The sequence below is a fragment of the Jannaschia rubra genome (assembly GCF_001403735.1).
Classification (GTDB): domain Bacteria; phylum Pseudomonadota; class Alphaproteobacteria; order Rhodobacterales; family Rhodobacteraceae; genus Jannaschia; species Jannaschia rubra.
The window spans coordinates 240,507-255,559 of sequence record NZ_CXPG01000009.1 but is presented as its reverse complement, the minus strand read 5'-3'; the positions used below and the strand labels follow the sequence as shown (position 1 = coordinate 255,559).

At 68.2% G+C, this 15,053-nt stretch carries 19 protein-coding genes; 4 read left to right on the top strand and 15 right to left on the bottom strand.

The annotated features are described in order from the left end of the window. Positions 1-9 precede the first annotated feature (9 nt). The 5 genes from JAN5088_RS01550 to JAN5088_RS01530 all read right to left on the bottom strand — a co-directional run bounded on the left by JAN5088_RS01550 (position 10) and on the right by JAN5088_RS01530 (position 4,220). On the bottom strand, positions 10-1,125 hold the full coding sequence (locus JAN5088_RS01550; RefSeq protein ID WP_055681027.1) for a sirohydrochlorin chelatase: 1,116 nt from the start codon (positions 1,123-1,125) through the stop codon (positions 10-12). Next, positions 1,122-1,328, bottom strand: coding sequence for a DUF6732 family protein (locus JAN5088_RS01545; RefSeq protein WP_055681026.1), 207 nt, complete (start codon positions 1,326-1,328; stop codon positions 1,122-1,124). The genes JAN5088_RS01550 and JAN5088_RS01545 overlap by 4 nt, the downstream gene beginning before the upstream one ends. A 186-nt stretch (positions 1,329-1,514) precedes the next feature. After that, positions 1,515-2,252, bottom strand: a complete 738-nt coding sequence (locus JAN5088_RS01540) for a DUF3750 domain-containing protein (RefSeq protein ID WP_055681025.1) — start codon at positions 2,250-2,252, stop codon at positions 1,515-1,517. A gap of 4 nt (positions 2,253-2,256) precedes the next feature. Then, positions 2,257-2,628: an HIT domain-containing protein gene (locus JAN5088_RS01535; RefSeq protein ID WP_055681024.1), complete on the bottom strand. Its 372-nt coding sequence runs from the start codon at positions 2,626-2,628 to the stop codon at positions 2,257-2,259. Between the two features lie 14 nt (positions 2,629-2,642). After that, positions 2,643-4,220 carry a DUF5928 domain-containing protein gene (locus JAN5088_RS01530; RefSeq protein WP_055681023.1) on the bottom strand — a complete coding sequence of 526 codons (1,578 nt, stop codon included), beginning with the start codon at positions 4,218-4,220 and terminating at the stop codon, positions 2,643-2,645. A 114-nt stretch (positions 4,221-4,334) separates the two neighbouring features. Between JAN5088_RS01530 and JAN5088_RS01525 the strand changes: the two genes are divergently transcribed. Next, positions 4,335-5,153 carry a sulfotransferase family protein gene (locus tag JAN5088_RS01525; RefSeq protein WP_055681148.1) on the top strand — a complete coding sequence of 273 codons (819 nt, stop codon included), beginning with the start codon at positions 4,335-4,337 and terminating at the stop codon, positions 5,151-5,153. Positions 5,154-5,325: 172 nt separating this feature from the next. On the opposite strand, the gene JAN5088_RS19015 is transcribed toward JAN5088_RS01525, so the two are convergent. The 3 genes from JAN5088_RS19015 to JAN5088_RS01515 form a co-directional block, all read right to left on the bottom strand. Continuing rightward, positions 5,326-5,520 (bottom strand): hypothetical protein, encoded by a 195-nt coding sequence (locus tag JAN5088_RS19015; protein ID WP_177220030.1) that lies wholly within the window; start codon positions 5,518-5,520, stop codon positions 5,326-5,328. Positions 5,521-5,812: 292 nt separating this feature from the next. Continuing rightward, positions 5,813-6,094 carry a hypothetical protein gene (locus JAN5088_RS01520; RefSeq protein WP_055681022.1) on the bottom strand — a complete coding sequence of 94 codons (282 nt, stop codon included), beginning with the start codon at positions 6,092-6,094 and terminating at the stop codon, positions 5,813-5,815. Continuing rightward, a complete protein-coding gene (locus tag JAN5088_RS01515) occupies positions 6,091-7,077 on the bottom strand; it encodes a 2-hydroxyacid dehydrogenase (RefSeq protein ID WP_055681021.1) in 987 nt (328 codons plus the stop codon). The genes JAN5088_RS01520 and JAN5088_RS01515 overlap by 4 nt, the downstream gene beginning before the upstream one ends. A gap of 118 nt (positions 7,078-7,195) precedes the next feature. On the opposite strand from JAN5088_RS01515, the gene JAN5088_RS01510 reads away from it, so the two are divergent. Then, positions 7,196-7,687 (top strand): SH3 domain-containing protein, encoded by a 492-nt coding sequence (locus tag JAN5088_RS01510; protein WP_055681020.1) that lies wholly within the window; start codon positions 7,196-7,198, stop codon positions 7,685-7,687. On the opposite strand, the gene JAN5088_RS01505 is transcribed toward JAN5088_RS01510, so the two are convergent. The 3 genes from JAN5088_RS01505 to JAN5088_RS01495 all read right to left on the bottom strand — a co-directional run bounded on the left by JAN5088_RS01505 (position 7,684) and on the right by JAN5088_RS01495 (position 11,185). After that, the gene (locus JAN5088_RS01505) at positions 7,684-8,520 is read right to left on the bottom strand and encodes an inositol monophosphatase family protein (protein ID WP_055681019.1); all 837 of its coding nucleotides are present in this window, start codon (positions 8,518-8,520) and stop codon (positions 7,684-7,686) included. The two genes, JAN5088_RS01510 and JAN5088_RS01505, sit on opposite strands and share 4 nt — an antisense overlap. A gap of 41 nt (positions 8,521-8,561) precedes the next feature. Next, positions 8,562-10,580 carry a M3 family metallopeptidase gene (locus JAN5088_RS01500; RefSeq protein WP_055681018.1) on the bottom strand — a complete coding sequence of 673 codons (2,019 nt, stop codon included), beginning with the start codon at positions 10,578-10,580 and terminating at the stop codon, positions 8,562-8,564. Positions 10,581-10,705: 125 nt separating this feature from the next. Continuing rightward, positions 10,706-11,185: a pyridoxamine 5'-phosphate oxidase family protein gene (locus JAN5088_RS01495; RefSeq protein ID WP_055681017.1), complete on the bottom strand. Its 480-nt coding sequence runs from the start codon at positions 11,183-11,185 to the stop codon at positions 10,706-10,708. 169 nt (positions 11,186-11,354) lie between these two features. On the opposite strand from JAN5088_RS01495, the gene JAN5088_RS18810 reads away from it, so the two are divergent. Together JAN5088_RS18810 and JAN5088_RS18500 are read left to right on the top strand one after the other, a co-directional pair. Continuing rightward, the gene (locus JAN5088_RS18810; RefSeq protein WP_158448457.1) at positions 11,355-11,495 is read left to right on the top strand and encodes a hypothetical protein; all 141 of its coding nucleotides are present in this window, start codon (positions 11,355-11,357) and stop codon (positions 11,493-11,495) included. Positions 11,496-11,537: 42 nt separating this feature from the next. Further along, the gene (locus JAN5088_RS18500; RefSeq protein WP_143114538.1) at positions 11,538-11,654 is read left to right on the top strand and encodes an entericidin; all 117 of its coding nucleotides are present in this window, start codon (positions 11,538-11,540) and stop codon (positions 11,652-11,654) included. Between the two features lie 60 nt (positions 11,655-11,714). On the opposite strand, the gene JAN5088_RS01490 is transcribed toward JAN5088_RS18500, so the two are convergent. From JAN5088_RS01490 to JAN5088_RS01475, 4 genes are all read right to left on the bottom strand, one after another. Next, entirely contained in the window at positions 11,715-11,915 is a 201-nt protein-coding gene (locus tag JAN5088_RS01490; protein WP_055681016.1) for a hypothetical protein, read from the bottom strand. 131 nt (positions 11,916-12,046) lie between these two features. Next, the gene (gene lepA / locus JAN5088_RS01485) at positions 12,047-13,849 is read right to left on the bottom strand and encodes a translation elongation factor 4 (protein ID WP_055681015.1); all 1,803 of its coding nucleotides are present in this window, start codon (positions 13,847-13,849) and stop codon (positions 12,047-12,049) included. A gap of 102 nt (positions 13,850-13,951) precedes the next feature. Continuing rightward, positions 13,952-14,647 carry a L,D-transpeptidase gene (locus tag JAN5088_RS01480; protein ID WP_055681014.1) on the bottom strand — a complete coding sequence of 232 codons (696 nt, stop codon included), beginning with the start codon at positions 14,645-14,647 and terminating at the stop codon, positions 13,952-13,954. A gap of 56 nt (positions 14,648-14,703) precedes the next feature. Further along, positions 14,704-15,027: a hypothetical protein gene (locus tag JAN5088_RS01475; protein WP_144431843.1), complete on the bottom strand. Its 324-nt coding sequence runs from the start codon at positions 15,025-15,027 to the stop codon at positions 14,704-14,706. Between the last annotated feature and the right edge of the window lie 26 nt (positions 15,028-15,053).

The window sequence follows — 15,053 nt, the reverse complement described above, 5'->3', positions numbered from 1 at the left end:
GGGCGCGGATCATGCCTTGGCCTTGCGCGCCGATTCCGGCCCGTGGGGGTGATCGGCGTGGGGATAGGGCGCGTGGACGTGATCATGGTGATGGCCGTGTTCGTGGTGATGATCGTCGTCCGGATGGTCATGGTGATGATGGTGATGCGCCGCGTCCTGCGCCTCGAGCCGGCAGAGACCCGTGCAGAAGGTGTCGCAAAGCGCGCAGTCCTCGACGTTCGATCCGGGGGCGGAGGCACCCTGCCCCTCGACATGGTGGTGATGCGATTCCTGCACGGCGCCGACCTCGGCCTCGAACCCCAGGACCTGCGTGCGGTACTTGCACATGGCGCAATTGGGCGGCGGGATCTCGCCCAGTTGCTCCGTCACGCGCTCAGCGAAGGTTTCCAGCACCTTCGGATGGTCGTTCAGATATCCGGCCTTGACGAAGGACGTCCCCGGATTGGCGGCGGCCACCCGGTCGGTGAAGCCGTAGATCCGGTCGATCAGGATGCCCGAGAACAGGAAATAGGGGAACACGACGATGCGCTTGTATCCCAGCCGCGCCGCGTGTTCGAGACAGGGTTCCACCAGCGGGAAGGTCACGCCGGAATAGCCGACCTCCAGCCATCCGGTCCCCAACCCTTCGTGCAGCATCCGCGCGACCTTGGCCACGTTGCCGTTCGCGTCGGGGTCGGAGGCGCCGCGCCCGATGACGACGAGACAGGTGTCGTGCCGGTCGACGGGGCCCTGTTCGGCATCGGCGCGGGCCAGCGCCTCCTCGATCCGGTGGCCGGCGGCGGCGATCATCTTGGGGTCCACGCCCAGCTCGCGGCCATAGCTGACCTCGATGCCGTGCTTCGCGGCATAGGTATTCAGCACCGTGGGAATGTCGTTCTTGGCATGCATCGCCGCGAACAGCATTCCCGGCACGGCGAGGATACGGTCGCAGCCCCCTTCACGCAGCCGGTCGAGGCCGTCGCGGATCACCGGGTTGGCGAACTCCAGATAGCCGTAGTCCACCATCCAGTCGGGCGGCAGATAGGCGGGCAGCTTTTCCGCCAGCACCGCGAATTCATCGACCGCCGATTGCGAGCGGCTGCCGTGGCCGCAGATCATCACCCCGATACGGGGGCCGGTGGTCATGCCTCCTGCTCCTCGGGGTCGGCTGCGTCCTCCTCCGGCTCCTCGTCCCGGCGTGGGCGCTTGATCCAGCCCAGCACGGCAGCGCCGGCCACGACGCCAAGGCCGATGGCAAGGCCCCAGTGGTCGTGGCCGCCCAGATGGTCGAGATGACCGACATGGGCCGAAGCGGGAGAGGCGATCAGGAACAGGGGCAGGAAGCGCATGGGTCGCGGGCCTTTCGCAAGGAAAGCCCCCGGAAGCCGGGCGGAGACGATGCCGGTCGCGCCCCCGGTGCGGGTCGACGTGTCGCGGCCACCTGTCCGGCCCCTTGGGGGGCGTCGTCCCCCCAGCCGTAGCGGGGGCGGCCCCCGGACGCAACGCGAATCCCGACCATGCGCGGTGCAGTGGCGTCAGCTGCCGACCCGCCCCACCGCCGGCAGCTTGAGCGCGGGGTGGACCAGGTCGAGCCCGAAGGTCTGGCCCAGCAGGTTGACCTCCACCCCCGTGCGCGGCCCGAGGGAAAAGCCGGCCAGCCCCCAGGCCGACAGGTGGATGTCGCCGCCCGCGTCACGCACCGCACCCAGCCCCGGCCCCAGCCAGTCCTTGCCCACCGCGTTGGGCGGCAGGGCGACGCCGATCTGCGGCACCTCGCGCAGGACATGGGCCAGGAAGCTGTTGGAGTTCGGGCCGGGCCAGATGACATAGCTTCCCTCACCGTTCCAGGGATAGGCGTCGATCGCCGCGCGCAGTCGGGGGATCAGGTCCGCCGCCCGCGCGCCCGTCACCGACCCCACGACGAAGGGATCGTTGGAATACCACCGGCCATCCGCCGCATAGGCATCCAGCCGCACCGGCCGGCCCCAGCCCACGACGTCGGCCCGCGTCCAGTCGCCGGCCCCTGCCGCCTTCCAGACCAGCCAGGAATGGACCGAGGCCGCACCTTTCAGGCCGCCCGTCCGCGCGGCAAGCACATGGATCGCGGCCTCAGGGGTCGCACTCGCGGCCGGCAGCACGCCCGACGGGCCCCAGTCGGCCGTGCGCCAGCCGTCGGGCCGGTCCTGCGCCACCCACCAGAGCGTCGCCCCGGCGACCGGCAGCAGGAAACAGACCGCAAAGGCCAGAACCAGCGCCCGCAGGGCGGCCTTCATCGCCTTAGCCCGCCGGGGCGAGCATCCGGCCCAGCGAACGCCCGCCGATCAGGTGCTGATGGAAATGCGGCACCTCCTGCACGGCGTTCCGGCCCGCGTTGCTGATGGCGCGATAGCCGTCGGCCACGATCCCCCGCTCGGCGCAGATGCGGGCGCAGGTGCGATGGAAATCCACGATCTCCGCGTCGGAGGCCTTGGCATGGAAGTCGTCGTAGGTGACGTATTTGCCCTTGGGGATCACCAGCACATGCACCGGCGCCTGCGGCGTGATGTCGTTGAAGGCCAGCGTGTGGTCCGTCTCGGCCACGGTATCGTTGGGGATCTCGCCGCGCAGGATGCGGGCGAAGATGTTGGTGTCGTCGTACTCGTGCGTCATGGGAAACCTCGTGATCAGTCGTCGAAGAGATAGGGCGTTTCCGCCAGGGCAAGCGCCGTCGGCGCGTCGCAGCCGAACACCAGCGCCATCACCGCCGCATTGGCCTCCGGGTCGGCCCCCTGCGAGATGCGGTGGATGCCCGGCAGGTCCGCCTCCCGGATGCGAAGCGTTTCGGAAGCGAAATCCTGCGCGACCGTGGGCATCAGGCGGTCGATGGTGGTCCGCGGCGTCTCTGCGCCGATCAGGCCGATGCGCGTGGCGTGCCCCTCCAGATAGGCTTCGTCATAGTCGCAGTCGATCACCAGCGTCTTCACGGTCGCCCGGTCGCCGTGGAAATCCTGCAGCAGGTCGAAGTTCGACGGGTCGATGCAGATCGCCATCCGATCGGACCCGATCTGGCGGAACAGCATTCGCAGCAGGGCGCGCAGGTGGCGGTGGCGCTTGCCCAGCGTTGATTCGATGCCGCCCATGTCCGGCAGGGGGGTGTCCTCCTCGTCGAACAGGTAGTCGACGGCGGGAATGACCTGATGGTCGCGCAGCGCCTGCGCCAGCCGCTTGGCGACGTGGTATTTCTTGCACACCAGCACCACCAGTTCCCGGTCGCGCCCCAGCGTGGCCGAGCGTTCCCAGAACCGCCGCGCGAACCTGCGCCCCTCCCGCCCGCGCTGCGTCAGGAAGGTGAAGAGCCGCCGCCCGTCGCCCGCGATCGGAAAACCGGTGCGCCCGGAGGTCCAGAGACTGTCGAGACGGTCCTTCAGCTCCATCGCCTCGGGCGAGATCTTGCGCGCGAAGAGGAAGTCCTGGCTGATGAGAAGGTCGTGATGGTCGTCATAGAACGTGGCCGGCATCCCGTAGTCGGTGAACATCAGGAAGGTGAGCGTGCGGGTGTCGATCTCCCGCCGCGGGACCAGATGGCGCACGAGGGTCTGGAAGAACGTCTCGTCCGGGATCCAGGTCGTCGAGAAGAAGCGGATCACGTCCCGACGCTCCCGGCAGAAGGCCAGGATGCTCTCGACCGTGGCGCGACGCAGGCACCACCACTGGGAGCCGATCATAACCTCGATGTCGGCCGGCACCGCGCGCGTCAGACCCAGCCTGCGCTGGATCGCGAGCGAGGTATAGAACAGCCCCTTCGCCGTGCGTTCGTTGAAGATATGGCGATAGATCAGCCGGTCCTCCTTCATGCCGGTCTTGATCCAGTCCGAGGTCATGAAGTCGAAGCTCTCGACATAATCCACGTCGCGCCCGTCGAGAAAGGCATGGGCATGATCGGCAGACTTGATCGGGCGGCAGTCGCCCGACAGCATGTAGAAATGCGTCGCGCGCGGGAAGGCGTCCACCGCCGCCTCGACCGTGTTCAGGGTCGCGCGGACCAGCGACCACTCGCCCCAGCCGCATTTGACCCGCCTGCGGGCCAGCACGACATTGGGGTTCGACGCGACGCCCCGCTCCAGCGTGGCGAAGGCCGCGGCGGGGGCGCTTGCATCGAAATGGATCGCCACGCAGTCGCCGGTGGCCGAAAGCCGCTCCGCCTGACGGACGATCGCCTCCGGGTCGCGGTGGCACAGAAGGATGAACGCGATCTTCGCCATGTCTGTCCTCCCTGCTTCCGGTCCCGGTCGATCCGCCATAGCGTCCGAATGGCGTTGAAGAAACCGGGCAATGCAGGTTTGATGCGCCGGATCGAGATTTGGAAGGAAATGCAGATGGGATTTCCGGGCACATGGATGACCGAGAGCGAGAGCGTCGTCTATCGCGTCGTGCCGAAATGCGCCTGTTCGTCCATCGGGCAGATCCTGTTCTATTCCGACCACGGACGGTTCTTCGACGGCGACATCCACGATTCGACCGAGGGCCTGCACAAATGGGCGCAGGAGGAGAGCCAGCCCCTGATCGAGGCCAATGCCCGCGCCCATCGGTCCTATGCCTTCAGCTGCGTGCGCAACCCCTATACGCGCATCCTGTCGTCCTTCTTCGACAAGATCGCCGGCATCCAGCGCAACGGCAAGCGGTATCGCGGCAAGCTGGTGCCGATGCTGACGCAGAAATACGGGGTCGAGGTCGGCTCCCCCGAGGATGATTTCCAGTTCGACCAGATCGCCTCCTTCCGCCGTTTCGTGCTGTTCGCGCGCGACACGATCCGGTTCCGCCGCCCGATGGACCCCGACATCCACTGGTCGGCGATGGCGGGCCATGTGGGCACCTATGTCGCCAACGGCGGCCGATACGACCACATCCTGTTCACCGAGAAGTTCAACGAGGGGATGCAGGTCGTGCTCGACCATATCGAGACGCCGGTGAAGGTCGATCTGGCCAAGGTGCCTCGCTTCAACGAATCCGAAGGTCACGGCCCCAAGCGCCTGCACCCGGTCGAGGATTACTTCGACGACCTGACGATGCACCTGATCTGGGAAATCTATCACGACGATTTCAAGCTGTTCCGCTACGACTTCGAGAACCCCGCGAACAAGATGCCGCTGGGCGAGGTCGACCTGGACGAGGTTCACGCCAAGCTGTCGGACTGACGCGCCGACGCGCCCGCCCCTGACCCGGTCACGCGTATGGCGAAGGTCAACGGCCCGAAACGTTCCGTAATGCCACCACTTCCCGCCGGTCCGTCCCGCCGCAGGTGCGAGCGAAAGCGCCGGCGGCCGAAGTCGCGGACCCAGGTTCCGGTGTCGCCGTGATGGTGCATCGTCACCGTCCCCGGCTCGCCCCGTCCGGCGAAAACTCCACGACGGCACAGACCGGCCGCGTGCCGAGCGACGGCCCCCGGTCGATCCACGCGACGCCCGTCCACTGCCAATGGGCCAGCACGTCGTGCAGGTCCTGAACTGGACCCGGTAAATTGTCCATCGCAGGGCCGAGAGACTGGGCGAACAGCGGCGGCACCGGACGTCACCTCCCGGGCGATCAGCGCCCAGCCGCGCTGCACCGGCCCCTGCGCCTTCACACGGATGCGCATCCCGCCCCGGCCGGTCCCGAACCGCTCGAACCAGCCCGCAACCCGCCGCATCGGCCGCGCGAAGGGTGCCAGCGACCGCGCCGCGCCCGCCCGCACGGCCGACGATGTAGCCCAAAGGCCCAGATGCAGCACCGTAAGCTCCGGCCCCGCTCCAAACTCCCCCGACCGTGCGCGATAATGTGCTGGAAACAGGACCGGATCGGGCGCGCCGATGTGGCCTCAAGGCCGGCAGGCGATGGCCGCGCGGACGAGCGTATAAGGGTCGTCGCCATAGGCCTGGAACGGCTCGGCGGCGACGATGACGATGCCGGGGCGCGCGGCGGACAGACGCTGCGCCATGTCGCGCGCGGTGCGGTCCGGCACCACGTCGCCGCCGGGGAACCGCCACGCCACCAGGACCCGGACCCCTGGCATCCGCCGCAGCCCTGCGACGAGGCGCGATCCGAAGACGCCGGTTCCGCCGATGACGACACCGCGGACGGCCTCTCCGCAGCGGGTCACAGCATCGACGGCACGACCAGATCGGGCGGGCGGTGCCCGTCGGCGAAGGTCTGCATGTTGATCAGGACCTTCTCGCCCATCTCCAGCCGCGCCTCGCGCGTGGCCGACCCCATGTGCGGCAGCAGGACGACGTTGGGCAATTCGCGCAGGCGGGGATTCACGCCGCGCCCGCGCTCATAGACGTCGAGGCCGGCGCCCGCCAGCTCGCCCGCGCGCAGCATCCGCGTCAGGGCGTTCTCGTCGATGACCTCTCCGCGCGATGTGTTCACGATGACCGCCGTGGGCTTCATCAGCTTGAGCCGCCGGGCATTCAGCAGGTGGAAGGTCGACGGCGTATGCGGGCAGTTGACCGAGATCACATCCGCCGTCGTCACCATCGAATCCAGCCGCTCGTGGAACGTGGCCTCCAGCGGCCCCTCCAGCCCCTCGTGCAGGCGGCGGCGGTTGTGATAGTGGATGTCCATGCCGAAGACGCGCGCGCGGCGGGCCAGCGCCTGACCGATGCGGCCCATCCCCAGGATGCCCAGCGTCTTGCCGCCCAGTCGTGTGCCCAGCAACGCCTCCGGCGCCCAGCCTTCCCAGACGCCCTCCTGCATCTTGGCCATGCCCTCGGTCATGCGGCGCAGGACGGCCAGCATTAGCGCCATGCCCATGTCGGCGGTATCCTCGGTCAGGACGCCGGGCGTGTTCGACACCAGGATGCCCCGCTGCCGCGCCGTCGCCACGTCGATGTGATCGACCCCCGCGCCATAGTTCGCGATCAGCCGCAGCCTGTCCCCCGCCGCCCCCAGAAGCGGCGCGTCGATGACGTCGGTGATCGTCGGCACCAGGATGTCCGCCTCCTGCAAGGCCGCGATCAGGGCCTCGCGGTCCAGCGGCGCCCCCTCGGGCGCCGGATGCACGTCGAACAGTTCGGCCATCCGCTCCTCGACCGGGGCGGGAAGGCGTCGCGTGACGACAACACTCAGACGTTTCGTTGACACGGCAGCGCGCCCCCCTTTATCAGCACCGTCCCATGATGGCATCATGGTCCCCACGCGCAAGGGGCGGCAGACCCCGCCGGCATCCTCGGCCGGATCGAATGGGCAGAACGGGCAGTCTATGCGAAGAACGATCCTGATTGCGGCGCTGGTGGCGATCACCGGCCTTGCGGCGTGGGCGGATGATCGGGGGCCGGTCACCGGCCTGCCGCTGCCACGATACGTGTCGATGAAGGCGGCCGAAGGCTATGCCCGGCGCGGCCCCTCCTCGACCCACCGCATCGACTGGGTGTTCAAGCGTCGCAACATGCCGCTTCTCTTGACCGACGAATACGGTCAGTGGCGCCGTGTCCAAGACCGGGAGGGGGCGGGCGGCTGGATGCACTACTCGCTGCTGTCCGGCAACCGCACCGTCATCGTGGAGCCGGAGCAGCTCGACCTGCGCCGCCGCCCCACCCCCGATTCCCCCGTCTCCGCCCGGCTGGAAACCGGCGTCGTCGCCTGGCTCGACCATTGCGAGGGCGACTGGTGCGAGGTCGAGGTGGAGGGGACCGGGGGCTGGGCCGAACGCGCGGCGCTCTGGGGCATCCTGCCGGGGGAGCCGTCGGACTAGGCCCCCGTCAGCGCCCCGTTGAACCGCGCGGCGAGCGCCTGCCACAGTTCCTCGTTGCGCGCGTTCAGCAGATGTCCCGCCCGCATGGTCGGTCGATACTCGGACCCGTCGAGCAGGCGCGACACGCCTCCCGCCTCCTGCAGGATCAGGACACCGGCGGCGTGGTCCCAGACGTGCATCATCCCGTTCAGGCAGAAATCCGTCCCGCCCAGCGCAAGCTGCCGGTATTCGTGCAGCGACGCGCCCATCGACGTGGCCCGGCGGAACAGGGGCACCGTGGCGGCCAGCGCGGGCTGCACCTCGGGCGGGAACAGATAGCCGCCGACGTTGCCGCGCAGCCGGTCGAAAGGCGCATCCGCCTGATCCGTCGTCAGGCGCTGCTGCTTGCCGGCCCGATGGAACCAGGCGCCCCCGCCCCGGTGCGCCACGATCCAGTCGTCGAAGCTCGGGTCGTAGAGCATGCCCCAGACGGTCGCGCCGTCCTCGACCACGGCGACGATGACGCCGTAGTTCCCGATCCCGTGGGCATAGTTCCAGGTGCCGTCGATCGGGTCGATGACCGTCACGCGCCCCTGCCCCACCCGGTCCAGCACATCGCCGTCCTCGGCCACGGCTTCCTCGCCCACCACGGCATCGCCGGGCAGGATGGCATGGATGCGGGCGGTCAGCGCCTCCTCCGCCGCCTTGTCGGCCACCGTCACCAGGTCGTCGAAGGCGGCCTTCGCGTCCACCTCCCCATCGGCCAGGTTGCGGAACCGCGGCAGGATCTCGGCCGCCGCGACCTCGCGGACGGCTTCGATGATGGCGGTGGACTGGAGGTCGGTCAGGGGCATGGGTGTTCCTTCGAAATGACTGTGACGATGAAGCGACGCGCTCAGGCCGCGGCGTCCAGCCCCCGCCCCTTGAGCAGCGCCTCGACCCCAGGCAGCCTGCCCCGGAACCGGGTGTAGAGCTCCGCCGCATCGACCGACCCGCCCCGCGACAGGATGTCGTCGCGCAGCGACGCGGCGAGCGCGGGGTCGAACGGGTCGCCCGCCTCCTCGAAGGCGGCGAAGGCGTCGGCGTCCATGACCTCCGACCACATGTAGCTGTAATAGCCCGAAGAATAGCCGTCGCCCGAGAAGACATGCGCGAAATGCGGCGTCGCGTGGCGCATGCGGATGGCGCGGGGCATCCCGATGGTCTCCAAGACCTCGGCCTGCTTCTGCATCGGGTCGGCGGGCGGGGGGCCGTCGTGGAACGCCAGATCGACCAGCGCCGATGCCACGTATTCCACCGTCGAGAACCCCATGTCGTAGGTCGCTGCCGCCAGCAACCGGTCGCGCAGCGCGTCGGGCATGGGTCGGCCGGTTTCGGCATGGGTGGCGAATTCGGCCAGCACCTCCGGCACCTCCAGCCAATGCTCGTAAAGCTGGCTGGGAAGCTCCACGAAATCGCGCGCGACCGAGGTGCCGCTGACCGACTGATAGGTCACGTCGGACAGCATCTGGTGCAGCGCATGACCGAACTCATGGAACAGCGTCCGCGCGTCGTCATAGGACAAAAGCGCCGGGTCCGAATGGGCGAAGTTGCAGACGTTGACCACGATGGGCCGCACTTCGCCGTCCATGCGCGACTGCGACCGCATGGCGCTGCACCAGGCACCCGACCGCTTGGACGGGCGGGCGAAATAGTCGCCCAGGAAGACGGCGACATGCTCGCCATTCCGCGTCACCTCCCACCCGCGCACGTCCGCGTGGTAGAAAGGCCCGTCGATGGGCGCGAACTCCAGCCCGAACAGGCGCGTGGCGACGGCGAAGGCCGCGTCGATCATCCGGTCGAGCTGGAAATACGGCTTCAGCTCCGCCTCATCCAGATCGTGCAGGTCAAGCCGCCGCTTCTCCGCGTAATAGCGCCAGTCCCAGGGCTCCAGCGGGCCGACGATGCCGTCCTCGCGCGCCATGCGGGCCAGATGCTCGGCATCGGCCAATGCGGCCGTCCGCGCCGGGTGCCAGACCTGCATCAGCAGGTCGCGCACCGCATCGGGCGTGCCCGCCATCTCGGTTTCGAGCTTGTAGGCGGCGAAGCTGTCGTAGCCCAGCAGATGCGCCCGCTCCTCCCGCAGTTGCAAAATCTCCGCGGCAATGGCGCGATTGTCGGTCTCGCCCCCGTTCGCGCCGCGCGCCGACCACGCCTCATAGGCCTTCTCGCGCAGGTCGCGGCGGGGGGAGAACTGCAGGAACGGCACGATCAGCGAGCGGTTCAGCGTCACCACCGGGCCGGGCCTGTCCCGTTCCTTCCCGGCCGCGCGGGCGGTGGCCTTCACGAACTCCGGCAGGCCGTCCAGGTCGTCCTCCGACAGGTCCATGAACCATGACCGCTCATCCGCCAGCAGGTTCTGCGCGAAGGCGGTGCCCAGCGTGGCGAGCCGCGACTTGATCGCCGTCAGCCGCTCGGCCTCCTCGCCCCGCAGCGCCGCACCCGCCCGCACGAACCCGCGCCGCGTCAGCATCAGGACACGCGCCTGCTCATCCGTCAGGTCCAGTTCCTCGCGCCGGGACCACAGGTCCTCGATCCGCGCGAACAGCGCGGCATTGTTGGTGATCTCGGAGGCATAGGCCGACAGGCGGGGCGCCATGTCGCGCTGCAACGCCTCGCGCGCCGGCGTGCTGTCGGCACCGGCGAGGTTGTAGAACACGCCCGCCACCCGGTCGAGCGTCGCATCCGCCCGCTCCAGCGCCTCGATCGTGTTGGCGAAGGTCGGCGCGTCCGGACCGCCCGCGATCACCGCCACCGCGGCGCGCCCTTCCTCCATCCCCCGGTCCATGGCGGGGCCGAAATCCTCGTCGGAAATCTTACCAAAGGGCGGCAGGGCGAAGGGGCCGGTCCAGTCGGTCAGCAGCGGGTTGGTCATCGGTGTCTCCTTTGGCCGGCAAGCTAGGCCCGCCCGGCCGGGGTGGCCAGAGGATCCGACGCGCCACCCGCACGAAAAGGCCCTCCCCCGCAGGGAAGGGCCGGACCAGGGGGAAAAACCCGCCGTCAGTTATCCAGATCGACCTTCGCGGTCTTGTCCTGAAAATCCTTCTTCGGATCGCTGCCCAGCAGCATCTTGATGCCCGCGACCAGCGACGACCCGTCCTCCCAGATCTGCGCTTCGCCCAGATCATAGCGCACCAGCGTCAGCTTGGGGTCGTCCTTGCCGTCGTACCAGGCGGCGACGAAGGGGTTCCACAGCCGGTCGATCACCTCCCGGTCGTTGTCGATCACCAGATGCCCGGAGGCCGAGGCCCAGATATCGTGGCCCTTGTCGACGAAGGTCATCGTCCCGCTCTTGCCGCCGGCGGCCAGGGCCTTGCCGAGATCGGTCTCGGTGCTGGTGAAGAACCAGATGGGCGACTTGTCGTCGTCGGTGCTCGCCGTCATCGGACGCGGCGGGGCGCCGTCGCAGGCCAGAAACACGGTCATGTCGGACTTGAGTTCCTTCCAGAACTTCTTTTCGAGATCGGCGGGGCTGGTCATGGCAGTCTCCTGTGGTTTTCTGCCCGGTGAACGTGCGGACCGCCCCGGTCGTTCCGTCAGCCCGGCGCGCGGGGACCGGCCGACGGGGGACCGCGGTGCGGGCGCCTGCGGAACCGGATGGCCGGACATGCCGTTGCGTCCTCACAAACCTTTGATGGGAGAAAGACCGATGACCCGGAAGATCTGGATGATCCTGGCCCTGATGTTGGCCGCACCGACGCTGTCGGGCTGTGCCGCCGCCGCATTGGGCGCGGGCGGTGCCATCGCCGCCGACGAAGTGGCCGAGAACGAGGGCGGCAACCTTTTCTGATCCCGCCGCAACCGCACTGAATACGCATGAAAGGAGCCGCAGATGGCCCGTATCCTGATGACGCTGACCCTGCTGATGGGCCTTGCCGCCTGCGAGACGGCGGAGGGCTTCGTGGAAGATTCCGAAAACGTCGGCGACGCCGTCACCCAGACGTTCTGACCCGGAACCGACCACAGGAAGACGCCCCGTCACCGCACGGGGCGTTCTGCCGGGCCTGCCTCAGACGCGCGGCCTTGCCTGGTTCGACTGGATCGCGCGCACGATGAACCACGTGGCCGGGATCGCCACGACGAACCCCACCCCCGCCGCGATCAGGATCGGCACGAGCGTCGCATATCCCATGGTCAGCACCGCGATGATGGCGATGCCCATGGTCGAGGTAGCGACCATCGAGAACAGGATGGCGGCAAGCTGGAACATCGAAGTCACTCCCGAAGCGATGCAGGTCGCGGCGGAGTGTGGCTGCACGGCGCGCGCGGAGCGTTGATCTGCGTCAACCCGGATGCAAGCACCGGCGCCCCATGGCAGAATGGCCACAGGGACGCGCGGCCCTAGCCATCCATCTTCAGCGCCGAGATGAAGGCCGATTGCGGAATCTCGACCTTGCCGAACTGGCGCATCTTCTTCTTGCCCGCCTTCTGCTTCTCCAGCAGCTTCTTCTTGCGCGTCGCGTCGCCGCCATAGCACTTGGCGGTCACGTCCTTGCGCATCGCCGACAGCGTCTCGCGCGCGACGACGCGTCCGCCGATGGCCGCCTGGATCGGGATCTTGAACATGTGCCGGGGGATCAGCTCCTTGAGCTTCTCGACCATGGCGCGGCCCCGCTGTTCGGCCCGGTCGCGGTGAACCATGGTGGAGAGCGCGTCCACAGGCTCGTCGTTGACCAGGATCGACATCTTCACCAGCGCATCCTCGCGGTAGCCGATCATCTGGTAATCGAAGCTCGCGTAACCCTTCGTCACCGACTTCAGCCGGTCGTAGAAATCGAACACCACCTCGTTCAGCGGCAGGTCGTAGACCACCATCGCCCGCGGCCCCGCATAGGTCAGGTCCATCTGGATGCCCCGCCGGTCCTGGCACAACTTCAGGACGTCGCCCAGATATTCGTCCGGCACCAGGATCGTGGCCTTGATCCGCGGCTCCTCCAGGTGGTCCACATGGGTCAGGTCGGGCATGTCGGCGGGATTGTGCAGCTCCAGCATCTCACCGTCGCGCATGTGGACGTGATAGACCACCGAAGGCGCCGTGGTGATCAGGTCGATGTCGTACTCCCGCTCCAGCCGGTCGCGGATCACCTCGAGATGCAGAAGTCCGAGAAACCCGCAGCGGAAGCCGAAGCCCAGCGCGGCCGAGGTCTCGACCTCCGACGAGAACGACGCGTCGTTCAGCGACAGCTTCTCGATGGCGTCGCGCAGATCCTCGAACTCGGCCGCATCCACCGGGAACAGGCCGCAGAAGACCACAGGCTGCGACGGCTTGAACCCCGGCAGCGCGCGGTCGGTCGGGCGTTTCTCATGCGTGATCGTGTCGCCCACGCGGGTGTCGCGCACCTGCTTGATGGAGGCCGTCAGGAACCCGATCTCGCCCGGCCCCAACTCGTCGATCTCGGTCATGGGCGGGCGGAAGACGCCGATGCGGTCGACGTGGTGAACCGTGCCGTTCGACATGAACTTGACCCGGTCGCCCTTGCGCAGCCGGCCGTCGATGATGCGGACCAGGACGATCACGCCCAGATAGCTGTCGTACCAGCTGTCCACCAGCATCGCCTTCAAGGGCGCGTCGATGTCGCCCTTCGGCGCCGGCAGCCGGTCGACGATGGCCTGCAAGGTCGCCGTGATCCCCTGCCCCGTCTTGGCCGATACCAGCAGCGCCTCCGACGCGTCGATGCCGATGACGTCCTCGATCTGCTCGCGCACGCGGTCGGGCTCCGACGCCGGCAGGTCGATCTTGTTGAGGACCGGCACGATCTCATGGTCGGCGTCGATGGCCTGATAGACGTTGGCCAGCGTCTGCGCCTCCACGCCCTGCGTGCTGTCCACGACCAGAAGGCTGCCTTCCACCGCGCGCATGGACCGCGACACCTCATAGGCGAAATCGACGTGGCCCGGCGTGTCGATCAGGTTCAGGACGTATTCATGCCCGTCGGCCGCGGTCCAGTCGATGCGGACGGTGTTGGCCTTGATGGTGATGCCGCGCTCGCGCTCGATATCCATCGCGTCGAGCATCTGCTCCTTCATGTCACGCAGGGCGACCGTGTTCGTCTCCTGGATCAGGCGATCGGCGAGCGTCGACTTGCCGTGGTCGATATGCGCCACGATCGAGAAGTTGCGGATGCGGGCGAGGTCGGTCGTCATGGGGCGCGGCCTTCGGGGCGAGGGGTTTGGCCGGGGATACACTGCACGCGAAGGCGGTGAAAGGGGGTGACGGGCGCGACAAGACGCGCGCCCGCCCGCGCATCAGGCCGTGACCGTCGGATCGGGGGCCCGCGACGGCAGCACGATCACGGTCGCACCGTGGATGCTGCGATCATAGAGGTCGATCGCATCCTGGTTAAGCATGCGGATACACCCCGAGGACACCGCCTGCCCCAACTCCCGCGGATCGGCGTCGCCATGGATGCGGTAGAGCGTGTCGACCCCGTCCTGAAACAGATAGAGCGCCCGCGCGCCCATCGGGTTCCCCGGCCCCGGATCCATCCCGCCGTTGGCGACGGAATAGGGTTCGAGTTCCGGCTGCCGCGCGATCATGCTGGCGGGCACCTTCCAGCGGGGCCACTTGCGGCTGAATTGCAACCGCGCGGTCCCGTTCCAGCTATAGCCCTGGGCGCCGACGCTGACGCCGTATCGCATGGCGGTGTCGGGCGACTGCACGAAGTGCAGCAGGGCGGCATCCGGGTCCACGACGATGGTGCCGCGCTTGTAGCCGGGCCAGGGGTTGTCCACTTCCTGACGCCAGAGTTCGGGGCGCAGCACGCCCTCCTCCACCGCCGGAACGGGATAGGGCTCATCGTAGATGGGGCCATAGAAGTCCGGCAGCGGCGGAATGGGCTCGGGCACGGCGGTGGCGGCGGCACGGGTCACGGGCTGCGGCGCGGCACAGGCCGACAGGGCGGCCATCGCGCCCAGGGCTGCGAATTTGCGTCTGGTCAACACGGGGTCTCATCCTTCTTCATCTGAACGGCTGGTGGCGCCTGGCGCCTGAATTCCGATCAGATGGAACGCGGTGGGTCGCGTGACGGATCCCTCAAGATGTCGTGGGCGGTCCAGTCGCCCCCCGGTCGCACCGCCGCGCCGGACCGCCCTTCCGGGACGGACAGGGTCGGCACCGGCAGCACCCGGTCCGGCCCGCAGGGCGCGCCGATGGGCATCGTCCGATGGCATTTCCGCTTGGCCGAAGCCTCGGGCGCGACCTGCACGGCCGACCCTTTGTCCGCCGCGACCGCCGCCTCGGTGACGGCAGCCGGAATCCCCGCCGCATACGCGCCCCAGGGCAGCATCAGGACCATCATCAGGGCCGAAAGAAGGGTTCGCACCGTCGTCATGCCGCCTTGGTCGCCCG

Coding starts and splice junctions, on each gene's coding strand:
- JAN5088_RS01550 (WP_055681027.1), bottom strand. CDS start 1,125: ATGACCACCGGCCCCCGTATCGGGGTGATGATCTGCGGCCACGGCAGC.
- JAN5088_RS01545 (WP_055681026.1), bottom strand. CDS start 1,328: ATGCGCTTCCTGCCCCTGTTCCTGATCGCCTCTCCCGCTTCGGCCCAT.
- JAN5088_RS01540 (WP_055681025.1), bottom strand. CDS start 2,252: ATGAAGGCCGCCCTGCGGGCGCTGGTTCTGGCCTTTGCGGTCTGTTTC.
- JAN5088_RS01535 (WP_055681024.1), bottom strand. CDS start 2,628: ATGACGCACGAGTACGACGACACCAACATCTTCGCCCGCATCCTGCGC.
- JAN5088_RS01530 (WP_055681023.1), bottom strand. CDS start 4,220: ATGGCGAAGATCGCGTTCATCCTTCTGTGCCACCGCGACCCGGAGGCG.
- JAN5088_RS01525 (WP_055681148.1), top strand. CDS start 4,335: ATGGGATTTCCGGGCACATGGATGACCGAGAGCGAGAGCGTCGTCTAT.
- JAN5088_RS01510 (WP_055681020.1), top strand. CDS start 7,196: ATGCGAAGAACGATCCTGATTGCGGCGCTGGTGGCGATCACCGGCCTT.
- JAN5088_RS01505 (WP_055681019.1), bottom strand. CDS start 8,520: ATGCCCCTGACCGACCTCCAGTCCACCGCCATCATCGAAGCCGTCCGC.
- JAN5088_RS01500 (WP_055681018.1), bottom strand. CDS start 10,580: ATGACCAACCCGCTGCTGACCGACTGGACCGGCCCCTTCGCCCTGCCG.
- JAN5088_RS01495 (WP_055681017.1), bottom strand. CDS start 11,185: ATGACCAGCCCCGCCGATCTCGAAAAGAAGTTCTGGAAGGAACTCAAG.
- JAN5088_RS18810 (WP_158448457.1), top strand. CDS start 11,355: ATGACCCGGAAGATCTGGATGATCCTGGCCCTGATGTTGGCCGCACCG.
- JAN5088_RS18500 (WP_143114538.1), top strand. CDS start 11,538: ATGGCCCGTATCCTGATGACGCTGACCCTGCTGATGGGCCTTGCCGCC.
- JAN5088_RS01490 (WP_055681016.1), bottom strand. CDS start 11,915: ATGTTCCAGCTTGCCGCCATCCTGTTCTCGATGGTCGCTACCTCGACC.
- lepA (WP_055681015.1), bottom strand. CDS start 13,849: ATGACGACCGACCTCGCCCGCATCCGCAACTTCTCGATCGTGGCGCAT.